At 72.7% G+C, this 14,840-nt stretch carries 13 protein-coding genes and 1 pseudogene; 9 read left to right on the top strand and 5 right to left on the bottom strand.

The features are described from left to right. Window positions 1-127: 127 nt before the first annotated feature. Entirely contained in the window at window positions 128-916 is a 789-nt protein-coding gene (locus tag LWC35_RS37305) for an SDR family oxidoreductase (protein ID WP_232875228.1), read from the bottom strand. Between the two features lie 37 nt (window positions 917-953). Beyond that, on the bottom strand, window positions 954-1,316 hold the full coding sequence (locus tag LWC35_RS37310) for a nuclear transport factor 2 family protein (protein ID WP_232875229.1): 363 nt from the start codon (window positions 1,314-1,316) through the stop codon (window positions 954-956). Window positions 1,317-1,394: 78 nt separating this feature from the next. Here LWC35_RS37310 and LWC35_RS37315 point away from each other — a divergent pair, with 78 nt between their 5' ends. From LWC35_RS37315 to LWC35_RS37325, 3 genes are all read left to right on the top strand, one after another. Further along, the gene (locus LWC35_RS37315) at window positions 1,395-2,189 is read left to right on the top strand and encodes a MerR family transcriptional regulator (RefSeq protein WP_232875230.1); all 795 of its coding nucleotides are present in this window, start codon (window positions 1,395-1,397) and stop codon (window positions 2,187-2,189) included. Between the two features lie 235 nt (window positions 2,190-2,424). Further along, window positions 2,425-4,083 carry a long-chain-fatty-acid--CoA ligase gene (locus tag LWC35_RS37320; RefSeq protein WP_232875231.1) on the top strand — a complete coding sequence of 553 codons (1,659 nt, stop codon included), beginning with the start codon at window positions 2,425-2,427 and terminating at the stop codon, window positions 4,081-4,083. Between the two features lie 145 nt (window positions 4,084-4,228). Then, the gene (locus LWC35_RS37325; protein ID WP_232875232.1) at window positions 4,229-4,408 is read left to right on the top strand and encodes a hypothetical protein; all 180 of its coding nucleotides are present in this window, start codon (window positions 4,229-4,231) and stop codon (window positions 4,406-4,408) included. A gap of 46 nt (window positions 4,409-4,454) precedes the next feature. Here the strand turns inward: LWC35_RS37325 and LWC35_RS37330 are convergent, their stop codons facing one another. Continuing rightward, window positions 4,455-5,804 carry an HNH endonuclease signature motif containing protein gene (locus LWC35_RS37330; protein WP_232875233.1) on the bottom strand — a complete coding sequence of 450 codons (1,350 nt, stop codon included), beginning with the start codon at window positions 5,802-5,804 and terminating at the stop codon, window positions 4,455-4,457. 899 nt (window positions 5,805-6,703) lie between these two features. Here LWC35_RS37330 and LWC35_RS37335 point away from each other — a divergent pair. The 3 genes from LWC35_RS37335 to LWC35_RS37345 are packed head-to-tail and all read left to right on the top strand — an operon-like array spanning window position 6,704 to window position 9,481. Next, window positions 6,704-7,789: an ABC transporter substrate-binding protein gene (locus tag LWC35_RS37335; RefSeq protein ID WP_232875234.1), complete on the top strand. Its 1,086-nt coding sequence runs from the start codon at window positions 6,704-6,706 to the stop codon at window positions 7,787-7,789. Next, the gene (locus LWC35_RS37340; protein ID WP_372463171.1) at window positions 7,786-8,598 is read left to right on the top strand and encodes an ABC transporter ATP-binding protein; all 813 of its coding nucleotides are present in this window, start codon (window positions 7,786-7,788) and stop codon (window positions 8,596-8,598) included. The genes LWC35_RS37335 and LWC35_RS37340 overlap by 4 nt, the downstream gene beginning before the upstream one ends. Then, window positions 8,588-9,481 (top strand): ABC transporter permease, encoded by an 894-nt coding sequence (locus LWC35_RS37345; protein ID WP_232875235.1) that lies wholly within the window; start codon window positions 8,588-8,590, stop codon window positions 9,479-9,481. The genes LWC35_RS37340 and LWC35_RS37345 overlap by 11 nt, the downstream gene beginning before the upstream one ends. A gap of 122 nt (window positions 9,482-9,603) precedes the next feature. Here the strand turns inward: LWC35_RS37345 and mftD are convergent, their stop codons facing one another. Both mftD and LWC35_RS37355 read right to left on the bottom strand, forming a co-directional pair. Further along, window positions 9,604-10,779, bottom strand: coding sequence for a pre-mycofactocin synthase MftD (gene mftD, locus LWC35_RS37350; protein WP_232875236.1), 1,176 nt, complete (start codon window positions 10,777-10,779; stop codon window positions 9,604-9,606). A 245-nt stretch (window positions 10,780-11,024) separates the two neighbouring features. Continuing rightward, a complete protein-coding gene (locus tag LWC35_RS37355) occupies window positions 11,025-11,351 on the bottom strand; it encodes a hypothetical protein (RefSeq protein WP_232875237.1) in 327 nt (108 codons plus the stop codon). A 798-nt stretch (window positions 11,352-12,149) separates the two neighbouring features. Between LWC35_RS37355 and LWC35_RS37360 the strand changes: the two genes are divergently transcribed. The 3 genes and pseudogenes from LWC35_RS37360 to LWC35_RS37370 all read left to right on the top strand — a co-directional run. Continuing rightward, on the top strand, window positions 12,150-13,010 hold the full coding sequence (locus tag LWC35_RS37360; RefSeq protein ID WP_232875238.1) for a LytR/AlgR family response regulator transcription factor: 861 nt from the start codon (window positions 12,150-12,152) through the stop codon (window positions 13,008-13,010). Window positions 13,011-13,140: 130 nt separating this feature from the next. Further along, complete coding sequence (locus tag LWC35_RS37365) at window positions 13,141-14,109, top strand: hypothetical protein (protein WP_232875239.1); 969 nt, start codon at window positions 13,141-13,143, stop codon at window positions 14,107-14,109. A 172-nt stretch (window positions 14,110-14,281) separates the two neighbouring features. Beyond that, a pseudogene (locus tag LWC35_RS37370) lies at window positions 14,282-14,840 on the top strand (hypothetical protein); the annotation flags it as partial.

A 14,840-nucleotide genomic window follows, 5' to 3' on the forward strand; every position in this document is an offset into this window, starting at 1 on the left:
GCGGGTCGACGACCGGCGTCGACGCGCTTCCGGGCATTGCCGAACAGCGTCCGAGATTTCCCCTGTCGGAGGGGCCTGCCGCCGAACGGAGGTGCTCTGGACCGGCTACTCGGAGCGGATGCCTGACTCAGACGGTCGGGACGGTGCCGCCGTCGATCACGTACTCGGCGCCCACGATTGCCGAGGCGCGGTCAGAGACCAGGAAGCCGACCAGGTCCGCGATTTCCTCGGTGTTCGCGAACCGACCCAGCGGTACTCCTCCCAGCGAGTCGTAGATGGTCTGCTTGGCTGCTTCACGTGTGAGTCCATTCCCCTCGGCGATCCGATCCACGAATCTCTCGTAGGCTTCGGTCTCGATTCCGCCGGGGCTGATTGCGTTCACCCGTACGCCCCGCGGCGCGAGCTCATTGGCGAGCCCCTTGCTGTATGTGCGCAGTGCGGCCTTCGCAGCGGCGTAGGCCAAGGTCGCGTCGTGCTGGGGCAGCTCACGCTGGATCGAGGTGAAGTGCAGCACCACGCCGGAGCCGGACTCGCCCATCGCCGGGACGAGAGCTCGATCCAGTCGCACCGCTCCGAGGAGATTGAGGTTCAGCTCGATGAGCCACTGGTCATCGGTGATGACCGCGAACCCACCGGACGGCGTCGACGCCCCTCCGACGACGTGCACCAGGATGTCGAGCGTGCCGCAGGCCTCAGAGATCCGAGCGGCCACGGTTTCGGTGCCTTCTGCCGTCATCATGTCCGCTTCGATGAACCGGTCAGGGTGCTCGTACCCGGCGGGCATCGTCCGCGCCGTGACGTAGACGTCGGCACCCATCTCTCGCAGTCTCTCCACGACGGCCTTGCCCGAGCCCTTCGAACCGCCCGTCACCAGTGCCCGACGACCGTCCAGACGATCGCGATCTGAGCTAGACATTCTCTCTCCACTGAGGATCAAGCTGGCGCTGGTTCGGTCAGGCTTCGTGGTTGGCGATGACGAGTTCGGCGACGAGGTCGTCCCGCAGCGTGAACCGGTAGTCGAGTTCGGCCACGCCACCGGGGAAGGTGCCCTCGAGTCGCACGGTGACCACCCAGTGGGCGTCATCGACGCGGCGAGCGCCGATCTGCTCGGTCGTGTACTCGAACTCGGATCCGGCGTCCCGCAGGAACGCGTGGGCCTTCTGTCGGCCGCGGAAGGTCTCGCCCTGGTCGACCACCACCGCATCCTGGGTGAGGAACGACGAGGCGGTGTCCGCGTCGCGGACGACGTGGGCGGCGAAGAACTCGCGCACGGTCGTGGGGAGCAGATCGGATGGGACATCGGCGTGCTGTGTCATGCGTCCATCATGTGACGTCACGGCGCGGGAGGGTCAAGGCGTGGACCCTCCCCCAGGGGGACCGTTCAGAATGAGCGGGTGCTGACGATCGGGGAGTTCTCGCGGCTGACCCACTTGAGCGTGCGGACACTGCGTCGCTATCACGAGGCGGCCTTGCTGGAACCCGCTGTGGTGGACGAGACCACCGGTTACCGCTACTACGGCGTCGACCAGATCCCGCCGGCGCAGGTCATCCACCGGCTCCGCGAGCTCGACGTCCCCCTGAGCGATGTGCGGCGGATCCTGCGGAGCCCCGACCCCGGTGTCCGGGCGGCCCTGGTCGCGGACCACCTGCACCGCCTCGAGGACGAGCTCGACCGCACCCGGGCCGCGGTCGTGTCGCTGCGCCGCCTGCTCCGGCCCGACCCCGCGCCGATCGACGTCGAGCTGCGTGCGGAGCCTGCCCGGACGGTCGCGGCGGTGGAGGCCGTGGTCGGGAGTGGCGACATCGCGACCTGGTACGCAGGCGCAATGGCCGAATTGGAGGCGGCCGTCGGCGCCGCCGCGACCGGACCGCCGGGCGGCAGCTACGACAACGCCCTCTTCGAGCAGGAGCGCGGTCACGCGGTCGTCTACCTGCCGACCGCTGCGCCACCTCGCACGGGACGCGTACACCCCTTGATTCTTCCGCCCGCGGAACTGGCCGTCACCACCCACGTCGGCGAGCACGACGGCGTCGAGGTCACGTACGGCGAACTGGGGACCTGGGTGGTCGAGAACGCGATGTCGGTGGCCGGGCCGGTGCGGGAGGTCTACGTCGTCGGCCCTCGTGACACCAGCGATCCCGCTGCGTGGCGCACCGAGATCGGCTGGCCGGTCTTTCGCGTCACCTGAACGGTCAGTGCGGCCCGGGGTCTTGGAAGGACGAGGCGGACGCCAGGTCGGTTTCAACCGGGCGTCCAAGCCCGTTCCCTCTGGCACGGACCTCGCGCCCGGCCGCGCGGTCGAGCTCGCGGCCCACGCAGAGCTGCCCACGGGCGCGACGATCTCGTGGGGCGGCGGGGGTTGCCGCGCAGCCGAGTAGCATGTCACGCTCCACCGTGGTCCGGGTCTCACCGTGGAGGCGCCCATGCGCGGTCTGATGTTCGACAGCCAGCTGCTCCTGCACTCGTTCCTCTGGCGTACGGAGCGACTGTTCGCGGACAAGCAGATCGTCACCCGACTCGGGCCGGGCGAGTACCACCGCTACACCTACCGGGACTTCGGCAAACGGGCGCGCCGGCTGGGCGACGCCCTCCGGACGTGGGGGATCGGGCCCGGGGACCGGGTCGGGACGCTGGCCTGGAACCACTACCGGCACCTGGAGGCCTACTTCGGCGTGCCCGGCATCCAGGCCGTGCTGCACACGATCAACCTGCGGCTCTCCCCCGCCCAGCAGAAGTTCACGATCGACAAGGCCGAGGACCGGCTGCTGCTGGTCGACGTCGACCAGCTCGACCTCGTCGCCGACCTGCTGGACCTGGGCCTGCCCACGGTCGAGGCGGTCGTCGTGCTCGCCGACGAGGTGCCCGCGCACCGTCTCGGCATCCCCGTCCACTCCTACGAGGAGCTGCTCGCCGCCGCGGACGAGAACGCGCAGTTCGAGGAGTTCGACGAGCACTCGGCCTCGGCGATGTGCTTCACCTCGGCGACCACCGGCGACCCGAAGGGCGTCGTGTACTCGCACCGGGCGATGGTGCTGCAGGCCATGTGCCTGGCGATGCACGACAAGCTCAACATGAGCGAGCGGCAGGTCTGGCTCGAGGTCGCGCCGATGTTCCACTGCAACGGCTGGAACATCCCGCACACCGCGCTGCTGCAGGGCGCCACGCTGGTGCTGCCGGGCGCCCACCCGACCCCGGGCGACTACGTCGACATCATCGAGGACCTCGGCGTCACCGGGATGAACGCGGCCGTCACGATCGGGACGATGATCCGCGACGCCGTGCGGGCGGGTGACCGGCCGCGGGACCTGTCGTCGCTCTCCACGCTCTGGCTGGGCGGGCAGGCCCCGTCGAAGGCCGTCATGAAGTGGTTCGCCGACGAGTACGACTGCGAGGTCATGCAGGGCTACGGCATGACCGAGAACTCCCCGCAGATCTGCTTCTTCGCCCTCAAGTCCACCCTCGACGGCGGCACCGAGGACGAGATCTACGCGCTGCGCCAGACCCAGGGCCTGCCGATCCCGCTGCTGCAGATCAAGGTCGTCGACCAGACGACCGGCGAGGAGCTGCCCTGGGACGGCGAGAGCATCGGCGACTTCCACGTCCGCTCCCCGTTCACCGCCAGCGAGTACTACGAGGACGACCGCACCAAGGACTCGATCATCGACGGGTGGCTGCGCACCGGAGACGTCGGTTGCATCGACCCCGAGGGCTACGTGCTGCTCAAGGACCGGTCGAAGGACCTGATCAAGTCCGGCGGCGAGTGGATCTCCACGATCGACCTGGAGAACGCGCTGATGCTGCACCCGAAGGTCGCCGAGGCCACCGTCGTCGGGATCGAGGACGAGAAGTGGCTCGAGCGCCCGCTGGCCTGCGTGGTGCCGAGCGATCCCTCGCTCTCCCCGGAGGAGCTGCGGGAACACCTGCTCGCCGAGGGCTTCATCAAGTTCTGGATCCCGGACACCTTCCTGTTCGTGCCCGAGGTCCCCAAGACCAGCGTCGGCAAGTACGACAAGAAGGCCATCCGCGGTGTGGTCGCCGACGAGGGGCTGGATCGGGCGAGGGTGACGCTGGGCGCCGGGTAGCCGCTCGGGCGATCGGCCGACCCCGCGGTCGGGCGGGGCGTCGGCCGGTCACCGGATCGGCACCGGGGCCCGCGGGCGACATCGTGGTGCAGGGCGTTGCCGCCCCCGCCGGAAGGTCCGGCGAGACACCACGAGAGGAACCCCGATGTCCACGCTCATCACCGTCCGGCCCGGCTGCACCCTTCCCCACCCGGAGCACCGGCACGCCTGGTCCGCCGGCTCGCACCACCCCACCTCCGACGGCCCGGTCACCTACCGCAAGTGCCTGTCCTGCGGGGCCTGGGGGCTGTTCGTCCCGACCGCCTCCGCCGAGGACGGTTGCTGAGGGAGCTCGGCGATCGGCAGCATCCGGCGCGCCCGGGAGGTGGGTGCTAGGCGAACTCGGCGATCCGCGGGCCTTCCCGGGCGGGCGTGGAGCCCCACGTCCGCGGGCGGGTGCGGGGCGTCCGATCCGGGTCGACCCAGGCCGGCGGGACGAATTCGGGGATGCCGTCGCGCAGCCGCACCACCCAGTCGGTGGCATGGATCTGGCGGTGGTGGGCCCTGCACAACATCACCAGATTCCCGAGGGCGGTGGGCCCGCCGTGCTCCCACGGGATCACGTGGTGGATCTCGCACCAGGACGGTGGGCGGTCGCAGCCCGGGTGCGCGCAGCCCCCGTCGCGGGCCGTCACCGCGCGGCGCAGCCCGTCGGGGATCGACCGGGTGAGCCGGCCGACGTCGAGCGGTTGCCCGGCACCGTCGAGCACCATCGGCACCACCCCGGAGTCACAGGCCAGCTGCCGCAGCGCGGTCGGGGCAAGGTGCCCGGCGAACTCCAGCATCCCCGACCGCGCGCGCTGTTCGAGGTCCTCGAGGCGGATCTGCACGGTCGGGGTCGGGCGGCGCCCGCCGACCGCGGGCAGCTCGCCGTGGTCGAGCACCCAGCCGCACACCTCGGCCAGCGCCTCGGCCTGCCGCTCGGCGCCGCTGCGCTCGTCCTCACCGGTCAGCGGGGCAGCCTTGGCGTCGAGGACCGCGGTGATCGCCTCGAACATCGCCGCGTCGTCATAGCGCCCGACCAGCCGCCCACCCGGCTTGCTCACGAACCGGGTCAGGCGCAGCTCGTTGACCTGCGGCGGCGGCCCGTCGTCGGGCTCCGGCCCGTCCTCGTCCAGCATCTCGAGCAGCGCGGTGCCCCACTGCTGCAACTCCCGCGGGGTGTACACCGCGGCGGCGTCGGCCAGCTGGATCTCCGCACCGGCCCAGATCTCCGGGGCCAACCGGCCTGCCGGAGGCGAGGCCAACAGCCGCGCGATCACCGCCACGTGGGCCTGCGAGGTGTCCCCGGCGGCGAACACCTCCGCGGTCGCCGGGAGTTTCGCCGGCAGCCCAGCGCCCGGCAGCCCAGCGCCCGGCAGCCCAGCGCCGGCGAGCCCGGCCCGCGCACCTACCGCCTCGGCGACCGCGACCCGCTGCGCGGCGACCCCACGATCGAGACGCAGCAAATCCTGCAACGCCCGGGTCGGCGAGGCGTAGCCGTGCTCGGCGAACGTGCCGCGCCGGTCCAGCTCGGCCACCACCTGCACCCCGAGCAGCTCGAGCCGCCGGACCACCGACTCGCGCACCCGCAGCGTCTCCACCAACTCGGCGGCGCTCGCACCCGGCCCGGCCGCGGCCGCGAGCGCGTCGACGGCCGCATCGAGCAGGCGGCACGCGTCGGCGACCGGGCTGGGGAGCATACCCCGAGACTACTCGAACACGCCTTCGAACACAAGGTAAAGTTCCCAGCTCAGGGTCCCCCTCTCCCCGGCCCTGCTGCATCAGACCAACGGAGATGTGACCAGGCGAGTGCAGCGCCGCCGCTCCGGGCGAGCTTCCGCGGAAGGACCTATCTCCGGCGGGTCCTGAGAACCGACCATGGAGAACTACGGGAGCGCGAACCTTCGGGACGCGACGGGAGCTTCCGGGCCCGACATGGCGTCGGCGCGGGGATCGGGTGCAGGTGCACGCGACCCGCTCGCGCCGGGCCTGGACCTGCTCGCGCCACCCGGTCTACGGCGCGCTGCGACGCTCGCACGTCGGCGACCGGAGGGGAGCCGATGAGCGGCAGCCGCGTGGCGGCGTCCGCCTTGGTGCCCTGCACCCTTCGCCGAGGAGCACGACGTCGAGGACGAAGTCGGCCTTGCTCCGGTAGTCGTGGTAAGGCCCGGTCGGTACTCGGTATGACGGCCCGATGGTCGCCGAGCGGCCCGGCGCGGGCAAGGCATCCGCATTACGCGCCCGGATGTCCGGTCAATTGAGGGCAGGTCCCGGGATCCGGTCGCGTGGTTGTCCGGTCCGCCTCGGCGTCGCACGATGGGGGCATGACGACTGCTGCGCACGGTGACGGGTCCCCCGTTCCGGCCCCCGCGTTGCGGTCGTTCGATCTCGAGCGCTTCTGGCCCTCGCGCCGGAGCCACGCGTTCGACGAGGGATGTCGCTGAGGGCCGACGAGCCCGCCCGGACCCCGGGCACCGGTCGTCGCGCCCTGCCCCGACCCCGCCCGAGCGCCCGCGCGACCTGACGCGCACCGCACCCCGCCGGGTCGTCCCGGCCGGTCCGGGGCCGACCGGCGCCCCGGAAGGACCCACCACCGCCCATGTTCGCCCCCGCCCTGCGCCGCCGCGCGTCCGTCCTGCTCGCCGTCCTGGCCGCCGTCGGTCTGGCCGCCGGCTGCTCGCGCGCGCAGGAGAGCACGCCCTCCGCTCCCGCCAGCACCTCCCCCGCCGCCGAGCTCCGCCTCGGCTACTTCCCGAACATCACGCACGCGCCCGCGCTGATCGGCGTCGCCCAGAACTACTTCGCCGAGGAGCTGGGCAGCGGCACGAAGCTGACCACCCAGACCTTCAACGCCGGCCCGGACGAGGTGAACGCCCTGCTCGGCGGCTCGCTCGACGTCGCCTTCATCGGCTCCAGCCCGGCCATCAACGCCTTCGCGAAGTCCGACGGCGAGGCGGTCCGGCTGATCGCGGGCTCCACCTCCGCCGGCGCCCAACTCGTGACCAGCCCAGACATCACCACCCCGGACCAGCTCAAGGGCAAGATCATCGCCACCCCGCAGGCCGGCAACACGCAGGACGTCGCGCTCAAGAAGTGGCTCAAGGAGAACGACCTCGAGATCGGCGAGGGCCCGGACAAGGTCACCGTCCAGAACATCGACAACCCCCGCACGCTCGACCTGTTCAAGCAGGGCCAGGTCGCGGGCGGCTGGCTGCCCGAGCCGTGGAGCTCGCGGCTGGTCGACGCCGGGGCGAAGGTCCTCGTCGACGAGAAGTCCCTGTGGCCGGACGGCAAGTTCCCGACCACCGTCGTGATCGTCCGGACGCAGTTCCTCCAGGAGCACCCGCAGTCCGTCGAGGCGCTGCTGCGCGGTGAGCTCAAGGCCATCGACTTCGCCACCACGAACACCGACCAGGCCAAGACGATCACCAACGACTCGATCAAGCAGATCACGAACTCGTCGCTGTCCCAGCCGGTGCTCGACCGCGCCTTCTCCGAGCTGAGCTTCGACAGCGACCCGCTCGCCTCGACCTTCCCCCAGCTGTCCAAGGACAGCGTGACCGCGGGCGCCACGCCGAAGGAGACGAACCTGCAGGGCTTCGTCGACGTGACCGCCCTCAACACCGTCCGCCAGGCCGCCGGGCAGACACCCGTCGACGCCGCGGGCCTCGACAAGCAGGGATGAGACGGGTGACGACGAGCACCACCACGAGCTCAGGGTCCGAGATCGAGCAGGCCCGCCGGGACCGCACCGCGCACACCGCGGTGGAGCTGTCGGGGGTCGGCAAGACCTTCGGCACCGGGACGGGCGCCGTCACGGCGCTGCGCGGGATCGACCTGCGCGTGGCCCACGGCGAGTTCCTCTGCCTGCTGGGTGCCTCCGGCTGCGGCAAGTCGACGCTGCTCAACCTGCTCGCCGGGCTGGAGGAGCCGACCACCGGCACGGTGTCGGTGACCGCGGCGCGGCCGTCGTTCATGTTCCAGGAGGCCGCGCTCATGCCGTGGCTGACCGCCGCCCGCAATGTGGAACTGCCGCTGCAGCTCGCGGGGCAGGGCCGCGGGGCCCGCCGCGAGCGGGCCCGGGAGCTGCTCGAGCTCGTCCGGCTCGACGGCGTGGGCGACAAGCGCCCCCACGAGCTGTCCGGCGGCATGCGCCAGCGCGTGTCGCTGGCCCGGGCGCTCGCCGCGGCCACCAGCACCGAGGGGGACGCCCCCGGCCTGCTGCTCATGGACGAGCCGTTCGCGGCCCTCGACGCCATCACCCGGGACGTCCTGCAGGGCGAGCTGCTCCGGGTGTGGGAGGCCACCGGCACCACGGTGGTCTTCGTCACCCACGACGTCCGCGAGGCCGTCCGGCTGGCCCAGCGCGTCGTCCTGCTCTCGTCGCGGCCGGGAACGGTCGTGCGCGAGTGGAGCGTCGACGAGCACGGGCCGGAGCTGCACGAGGAGATCACGGGCCGGCTGCGACAGGTGATCACCAGCCATGCCGCCTGAGCTCGTGGAACGTCAGGGCGGGAGCGGCACGGACGACAGCGCGAAGGCGCTCGCCGGGCTCGACGCCCTGGACACCCCCACGGTCAACCGCGTCCCGTGGTGGCGGCGGGCGTCGAGGAGCGTGCTGCCGCCCGTCGTCGCGCTCGTGCTGATCGTGGTCGTCTGGCAGATCGTGTGGGCCTCCGCGATCACGCCGGAGTACAAGCTGCCCTCGCCCGCCGCGGTCTGGGACGAGTTCCTGGGCATCGTCGCCGACGGCAGTATCTGGTCGATCCTGTGGACCTCGATCAGCCGGGCCATCTTCGGCTTCGCGATCGCGCTCGTCATCGCCACGCCGCTGGGCCTGCTCGTGGCGAAGGTGCCGGTGGTGCGGTCCGCGATCGGACCGCTGCTGTCAGGCCTGCAGAGCCTCCCGTCGGTGGCGTGGGTGCCCGCCGCGGTGCTCTGGTTCGGGCTGACCGACGCCACGATCTACTTCGTGGTGCTGCTCGGCTCGGTGCCGTCGATCGCCACCGGCCTGGTGGCGGGCATCGACCAGATCCCGCCGATCCTGCCGCGGGTCGGCCGGGTGCTCGGCGCCCGCGGCCTGGCGAGCGCCCGGCACGTCCTGCTCCCCGCCGCGCTGCCCGGCTACCTGGCCGGGTGCAAGCAGGGTTGGGCCTTCTCGTGGCGCTCGCTGATGGCAGCCGAGATCATCGCCGCGGGCCCGGCCCTCGGCGTCGGGCTGGGCGCCTACTTGAAGAACGGCAGCGACTTCAACGACATCGCCGCGGTGTTCTCGGCGGTCCTGCTGATCCTGGTCGTCGGCATCGGCATCGAGCTGCTGGTCTTCCGGCCGCTCGAACGCCGGGTGCTGCGGGCCCGCGGTCTGGCGGGCGTGTAGTCCTGACGCAGTACGGAGCCATGACGCGCGCCGGCGGAGGCCACGAACGCGTCATGGCTCCATGACGCGCTTCCGGCCGAGGCTTCGAGCGCGTCATGGAGCCATGGGGCGAGGTGTGCGTCCTACTTCGCGTTCAGGGCGAAGTTCTCCGGGATGACCAGGTCGTCCCGGGACAGCTCGTGGATGCTGGACTTGCCCAGCCCGAGCAGGGTGGAGTCGATGCCCTGGCGCAGCACCTCGAGGGAGTTGGTCACGCCGTGCTGGCCCGCGGCGGCCATGCCCCACAGGTAGGCGCGGCCGATCAGCACGGCCTTGGCGCCCAGCGCGAGGGCCTTCACCACGTCCGAGCCGCGGCGGATGCCGCCGTCCTGCAGCACCTCGATCTGGTCGCCGACCGCGTCGACGACCGCCGGCAGCGCGCGGATCGAGGCCGGGGTGCCGTCGAGGTTGTTGCCACCGTGGTTGGACACCGAGATCGCGGTGCAGCCCGCGTCGACGGCCCGGCGGGCGTCGTCCGGGTGCATGATCCCCTTGACCGCGAACGGGCCGTCCCACTGCTCGCGCAGCCAGGCCACGTCCTCCCAGGTGACCGGAGGGGTCTGCATCCACTGGAAGTAGGCGCCGAAGAAGGTCGGCGGCGCCTCGTCGCCGATCGCCAGGTTCGGCGTGGTCAGGTCGGGCAGCTTGCCGGTCTTCGCGAAGTCCCACAGCCAGCGCGGCTTGCGCAGCACCTCGGGCGCGAAGTGCATCGCCGCCTTGAGGTTCACCTTCTCCGGGATCATCGGGGCGTCCCAGTCCCGGGCCGAGTCGAAGGACCAGTCCAGGGTCATGATCAGACCCTTGGCGCCGGCCTTCTTCGCGCGCTCGGCGCGGGCCAGCAGCTGGTCGCGGCTGCCCACCCAGTACATCTGGAAGAAGGTCTTGTCGTTCACGGCCGCGACGTCCTCGATGGACCGGCTCGCGAAGGAGCTCAGGCCCATCGCGGTGCCCGCCCCGGCGGCGGCGCGCGCCACCGCGACCTCGCCCTCCGGGTACACGGCCTGCACGCCCGTCGGCGAGATGATCACCGGGAACGAGATGTCCTGGCCCATCACGGTGGTCGCCTGGTTCCGCTGGGCCGGGAGGTCCGCGATGCGCGGGCGGAAGCCCAGCTCGCTGAACGCCTCGACGTTGTCGGAGATCGTGAGGCCCTTCTCGGTACCCGCGACCAGCGCCAGGTACACGGAGCGCGGCAGGCGCTTCTTCGCCCGCCGCTGTGCCTCGGCGATCGTCTCGAACCATTGTTTGGTGCTGGCCATCGCGCCTGCCCCTTCGCAGCTCGGATCCGCGTGTCTGCGGTCACCCTACTATTTCGGCACTCGGTGCCAAAGAGGGGTCGGCGAACCCGTCCCGAGCCCGTCCGACAGGGCAGGGCGCCGGCTCCTCCGGCCGGCCGGGGGCCGCCGACCAGCGGTAAGGCCGACCACCGGCACGCCGACGACCCGAGAACGCCGACGGCCCGCGACGCGGAGCGCGTCGCGGGCCGTCGGGGAACGGACCGGGCTCAGCCCGTCCTGCGCAGGTGCGGGGCGCGGCGCAGGGCCGAGCGGGTCACCGAGAGCTCGTGCGCGACCTCGGCCGCGATGAGCTCGGCGTGCAGGTCGACCTGGGCCGGGTTGCCGGCCAGCGCACGGTGCCGGGCGACGAGGTCCTCCAGCGCGTCGAGCAGCCGGTCGACGATCTCGGTGCGGCGGTCGTCCCGGGTCGGCCTCGGCAGCCGGACGGTCGGCGGGTCGAGGTTCACGGCCTGCCGGGCCTGCTGGTCCTGCTCGGGCTGCTCGGCCCGGGGCGCCGGGGTGGCGGCCTCCTGGTCGTGGATCGGGGCGGTCATGTCGTACTCCTACGGACGAACGTGAACGGCGGCGGGATCGGCGGGTGTCAAGACCTCGGCCCGACACAGCGCGCTCGCGGTCCGCAGATGGTCGACGGGGAGACGACGGCTCAGGAGCGGACGGATCAGGAGGGGGCGCATCGGGATCTCCGGGACGGGCGACGGGGGGAACGGTCAGCGACCGCGACACCACCCGCGCGCGTGGCGACCGTGCCGGCACGGCGAAGGCGGCACGTGCGGCACCGCTCCCACCTCCCGAGTCCCGATCACGGAGTCCAGAGTGCCCGGACCGCCGCGGCTGCGGCAACCGGGTTGCGGTCACGGCGGGTCAACATCACATCCGGACGTCGGCGGGAACCTTTCCGCACTCCCGCACGTCTCGAGCTCGCGCCGCCGGGCGGCCGTCACGAAGAGTGACGCCGGCCGTTTACCCCTCGACCGTGACCCGACCCGACCCCAGTCGGCTCGTCGCTGATCAGCGACGGCACGGGCGACGGGTCGCGACGGGACGGGGTCTGTCCGGACGGCGGAGCCCCTCCTCGCCGGCGGTGATCGCCTTGGCGAGGCGACGGAACGGTGAACGGTCGTCCGGTGCTCCCGGACGGTCGGTCACGGTCTGGACACGCGGGGACACGCCCCCGCCGACGCCTCGGTAGGGCCGTTCGCCTCTGCGGGAGGAACAGCCGTCGACCGGTCGTCGAGCCGACCGCACCCCTTCGCTAGCGTTGTGCCGGCAGTCACCCACAGGTGTCGGGGCACGACAGGTGGCGGTGCCCGCTCCCCGGCCCGCTCCCCGACATGCCCGAGGAGGCGCTCGTGAGCACGCAGGTCTCGGACGGACTGACGGTCCTGGCCGTCGACGACGAGGAACCGGCGCTTCAGGAACTGGCCCACCTGCTGAACGAGGACCACCGCGTCGGCACCGTGCTCACGGCGCCCGACGCGACGGAGGCCCTCCGGATCCTCGGGAGCCGCCCCGGCGAGTCCGGGGTCGACGTCGTGTTCCTGGACATCCGGATGCCGGGTCTCGACGGGCTGGAGCTCGCCCGCGTCCTGTCGGCCATGGCCTCGCCGCCGCCCGTGGTGTTCGTGACCGCGCACGACGACCGCGCCGTCGACGCCTACGAGATCGGCGCGGTCGACTACCTGCTCAAGCCGCTGCGTTCCGAGCGGCTCGCCGGCTCGATCGACCGCACCCTCGCCACCCGGGCGCAGAGCCGCCCGATGCCGCCGCAGCCCGTGCCGCACGGCCAGCCGGCGCGGCCGGAGCCGCCGGAGGACGAAGTGATCCCGGTCGAGCTGGCCGGCACCACCAAGCTCGTCCCGCGGTCCACGGTCCGGTTCGTCGAGGCCCAGGGCGACTACGCCCGGCTGCACACCACGGAGGGCGGCCACCTCGTCCGGATCCCGCTGTCGGTGCTCGAGGAGCGCTGGCGCGAGGCCGGGTTCGTGCGGATCCACCGCGCCTACCTCGTCTCGCTGCCGCTGATCACCGAGCTGCGGCTGTCCGGGTCGGGGTACGTCGTGCGGATCGGCCACGGGCCGGGCGCGCCGGAGCTGCCGGTGAGCCGCCGGCACACCGCCGCGCTCAAGCGGATCCTCCGCGGCCGCCCGCCGCGCGAGGAGGGGCCCACCGGTCCCCTCGCCCGCATCCGCTGACGGGCGGGCACCCGCTCCGCGCACCGACCGTCCGGCGCACCACCGACCGCTGGGCCGACCGGGTGCACCCCTCGGCCGCCCACCGCGTGTCGCCGGGCGACGCCGCCGGCGCCGCCTAGCGTGATCACCGATGGCTCGCGCAGTGACGTGGCGGATCCGGCACCTGTTCCCCCTTCTCGGCTGCCTGTTGCTGTTCGCCGGGTGCGCGAGCAGCGCCGCCGCGCCGCTCGACGCCGCGGCGGGACCGCCGAGCGCGACCACATCTCCCCCGCCCGCGACCACCTCCACCCCGCCGCCCGTGCCCGAACTGCCCGGCGGCGGCCACCGCCTCTCCCCGGGGCGCACGATGGTCGCCCTCTACGGCCATCCGGGCGCCCCCGCACTCGGCGTGCTGGGTGAGCAGGGCGTCGCGGCCTCGGTGCAGCGGGCCCGCGCACTCGCGGCGCAGTACGCGCCGCTCGCCGGCGAGCCGGTCGTGCCGGCCTTCGAGATCATCGCGACCGTCGCGAGCTCGGCCCCGGGAGCCGACGGCGACTACTCGGCGGAGTCCCGGCCCGAGGCCCTCCGCCCGTGGGTCGACGCGGCCGCGGAGGCCGGGGTGTACGTCGTGCTGGACCTCCAGTCCGGCCGCAGCGACTTCCTCACGCAGGCACGCCGCTACTCGGACCTGCTGCAGCGCCCGAACGTCGGGCTCGCGCTCGACCCCGAATGGCGGCTCCGCCCGGGCCAGAAGCACCGGGTCCAGGTGGGCTCGGTCGACGCGGCGGAGGTCAACGCCGTCGTGACCTGGCTCGCCGACCTGACCCGGGAGGCGCGCCTGCCGCAGAAGCTGCTGATGCTGCACCAGTTCCAGCCGCAGATGATCCGGAACCGAGAGCAACTCGTCACGGACCGTGACGAATTGTCCGTCCTGCTGCACGCCGACGGATTCGGCACGCGTGGGGAGAAGATGGAGACCTGGAACCGTCTGCACCAGGATGTCCCACCCGGCGTCACCTGGGGTTGGAAGAACTTCTACGACGAGGACCGGCCGATGTTCGAGCCGGCCGAGACGCTGGCTGTGGGGCCCGCCCGACCGGTGTTCGTCTCCTACCAGTAGGGGTACCCCTGGCCGTGTCGTGACGGGCAGTATCCTCGCCGGGATCTCGCCGCCGAGATCCCGCGTGCCGGCGGTGGACCCGGTGCCCTCCCCGCGAGGACGCCCGCACACCCCCGCCTCACGTACCAGCCCGTACGGTCCCGAGTCGCCTGTGCAGAAGGGGGTGTCCGACGTGGCCGACGACGCACGCACCGGACGCGCCCGCGAGGACGTCCGGGAGACCCGCGACGCCCGTGACCCCCGCGTGCCCACGGGGCCGCCGCAGCACTCCGCCGAGCCCTGGCCCCGGCGCGGCGAGCGGCCCCGCGTGCAGGAGCCCGCGCCGCCGCGCACCGCGAACGGCGCCGGCACCCGCAACGGGGTCGCGAACGGCTCCGGCCGGGCGGGCGGCGAGCCGCCGGCCCCGCGCGAGCCCTGGCCCTCCCGGCGCCACGTGCCCGGGGCGGACGGCCCCGACCGACCGGGTCCGGGGCGTCCGGGCCCGAGCCGGCCCGGTCCCTCGCAGCCGGGTCCCTCGCAGCCGGGTCCGAGCGAGCCCGGATCCGTCCGGCGCGACCCGAACGGTCGCGGCGCCCCCGCGGTACCCGGCCCCGGCGCCCCGGGTCCGACCGGTCCGGACGACCCCTCGCGCAGCCACCCGGGCACCGGCCGTCCGCCCGCGCCGGATCTCGGCCGCGGCGCCGACCGCCCCGACCGTGCGGACCGGTCCGCACGGTCGGGGCGGTCGGCGC

It is taken from the genome of Pseudonocardia kujensis, assembly GCF_021283305.1.
GTDB lineage: Bacteria > Actinomycetota > Actinomycetes > Mycobacteriales > Pseudonocardiaceae > Pseudonocardia > Pseudonocardia kujensis.

Bases quoted from the DNA above. Each gene is read 5' to 3' on its own strand.
- LWC35_RS37355 (WP_232875237.1), bottom strand. From the start codon at position 11,351: ATGACCGCCCCGATCCACGACCAGGAGGCCGCCACCCCGGCGCCCCGG.
- LWC35_RS37365 (WP_232875239.1), top strand. From the start codon at position 13,141: ATGGCTCGCGCAGTGACGTGGCGGATCCGGCACCTGTTCCCCCTTCTC.
- LWC35_RS37325 (WP_232875232.1), top strand. From the start codon at position 4,229: ATGTCCACGCTCATCACCGTCCGGCCCGGCTGCACCCTTCCCCACCCG.
- LWC35_RS37345 (WP_232875235.1), top strand. From the start codon at position 8,588: ATGCCGCCTGAGCTCGTGGAACGTCAGGGCGGGAGCGGCACGGACGAC.
- LWC35_RS37340 (WP_372463171.1), top strand. From the start codon at position 7,786: ATGAGACGGGTGACGACGAGCACCACCACGAGCTCAGGGTCCGAGATC.
- mftD (WP_232875236.1), bottom strand. From the start codon at position 10,779: ATGGCCAGCACCAAACAATGGTTCGAGACGATCGCCGAGGCACAGCGG.
- LWC35_RS37320 (WP_232875231.1), top strand. From the start codon at position 2,425: ATGCGCGGTCTGATGTTCGACAGCCAGCTGCTCCTGCACTCGTTCCTC.
- LWC35_RS37360 (WP_232875238.1), top strand. From the start codon at position 12,150: ATGCCCGAGGAGGCGCTCGTGAGCACGCAGGTCTCGGACGGACTGACG.
- LWC35_RS37305 (WP_232875228.1), bottom strand. From the start codon at position 916: ATGTCTAGCTCAGATCGCGATCGTCTGGACGGTCGTCGGGCACTGGTG.
- LWC35_RS37310 (WP_232875229.1), bottom strand. From the start codon at position 1,316: ATGACACAGCACGCCGATGTCCCATCCGATCTGCTCCCCACGACCGTG.
- LWC35_RS37330 (WP_232875233.1), bottom strand. From the start codon at position 5,804: ATGCTCCCCAGCCCGGTCGCCGACGCGTGCCGCCTGCTCGATGCGGCC.
- LWC35_RS37335 (WP_232875234.1), top strand. From the start codon at position 6,704: ATGTTCGCCCCCGCCCTGCGCCGCCGCGCGTCCGTCCTGCTCGCCGTC.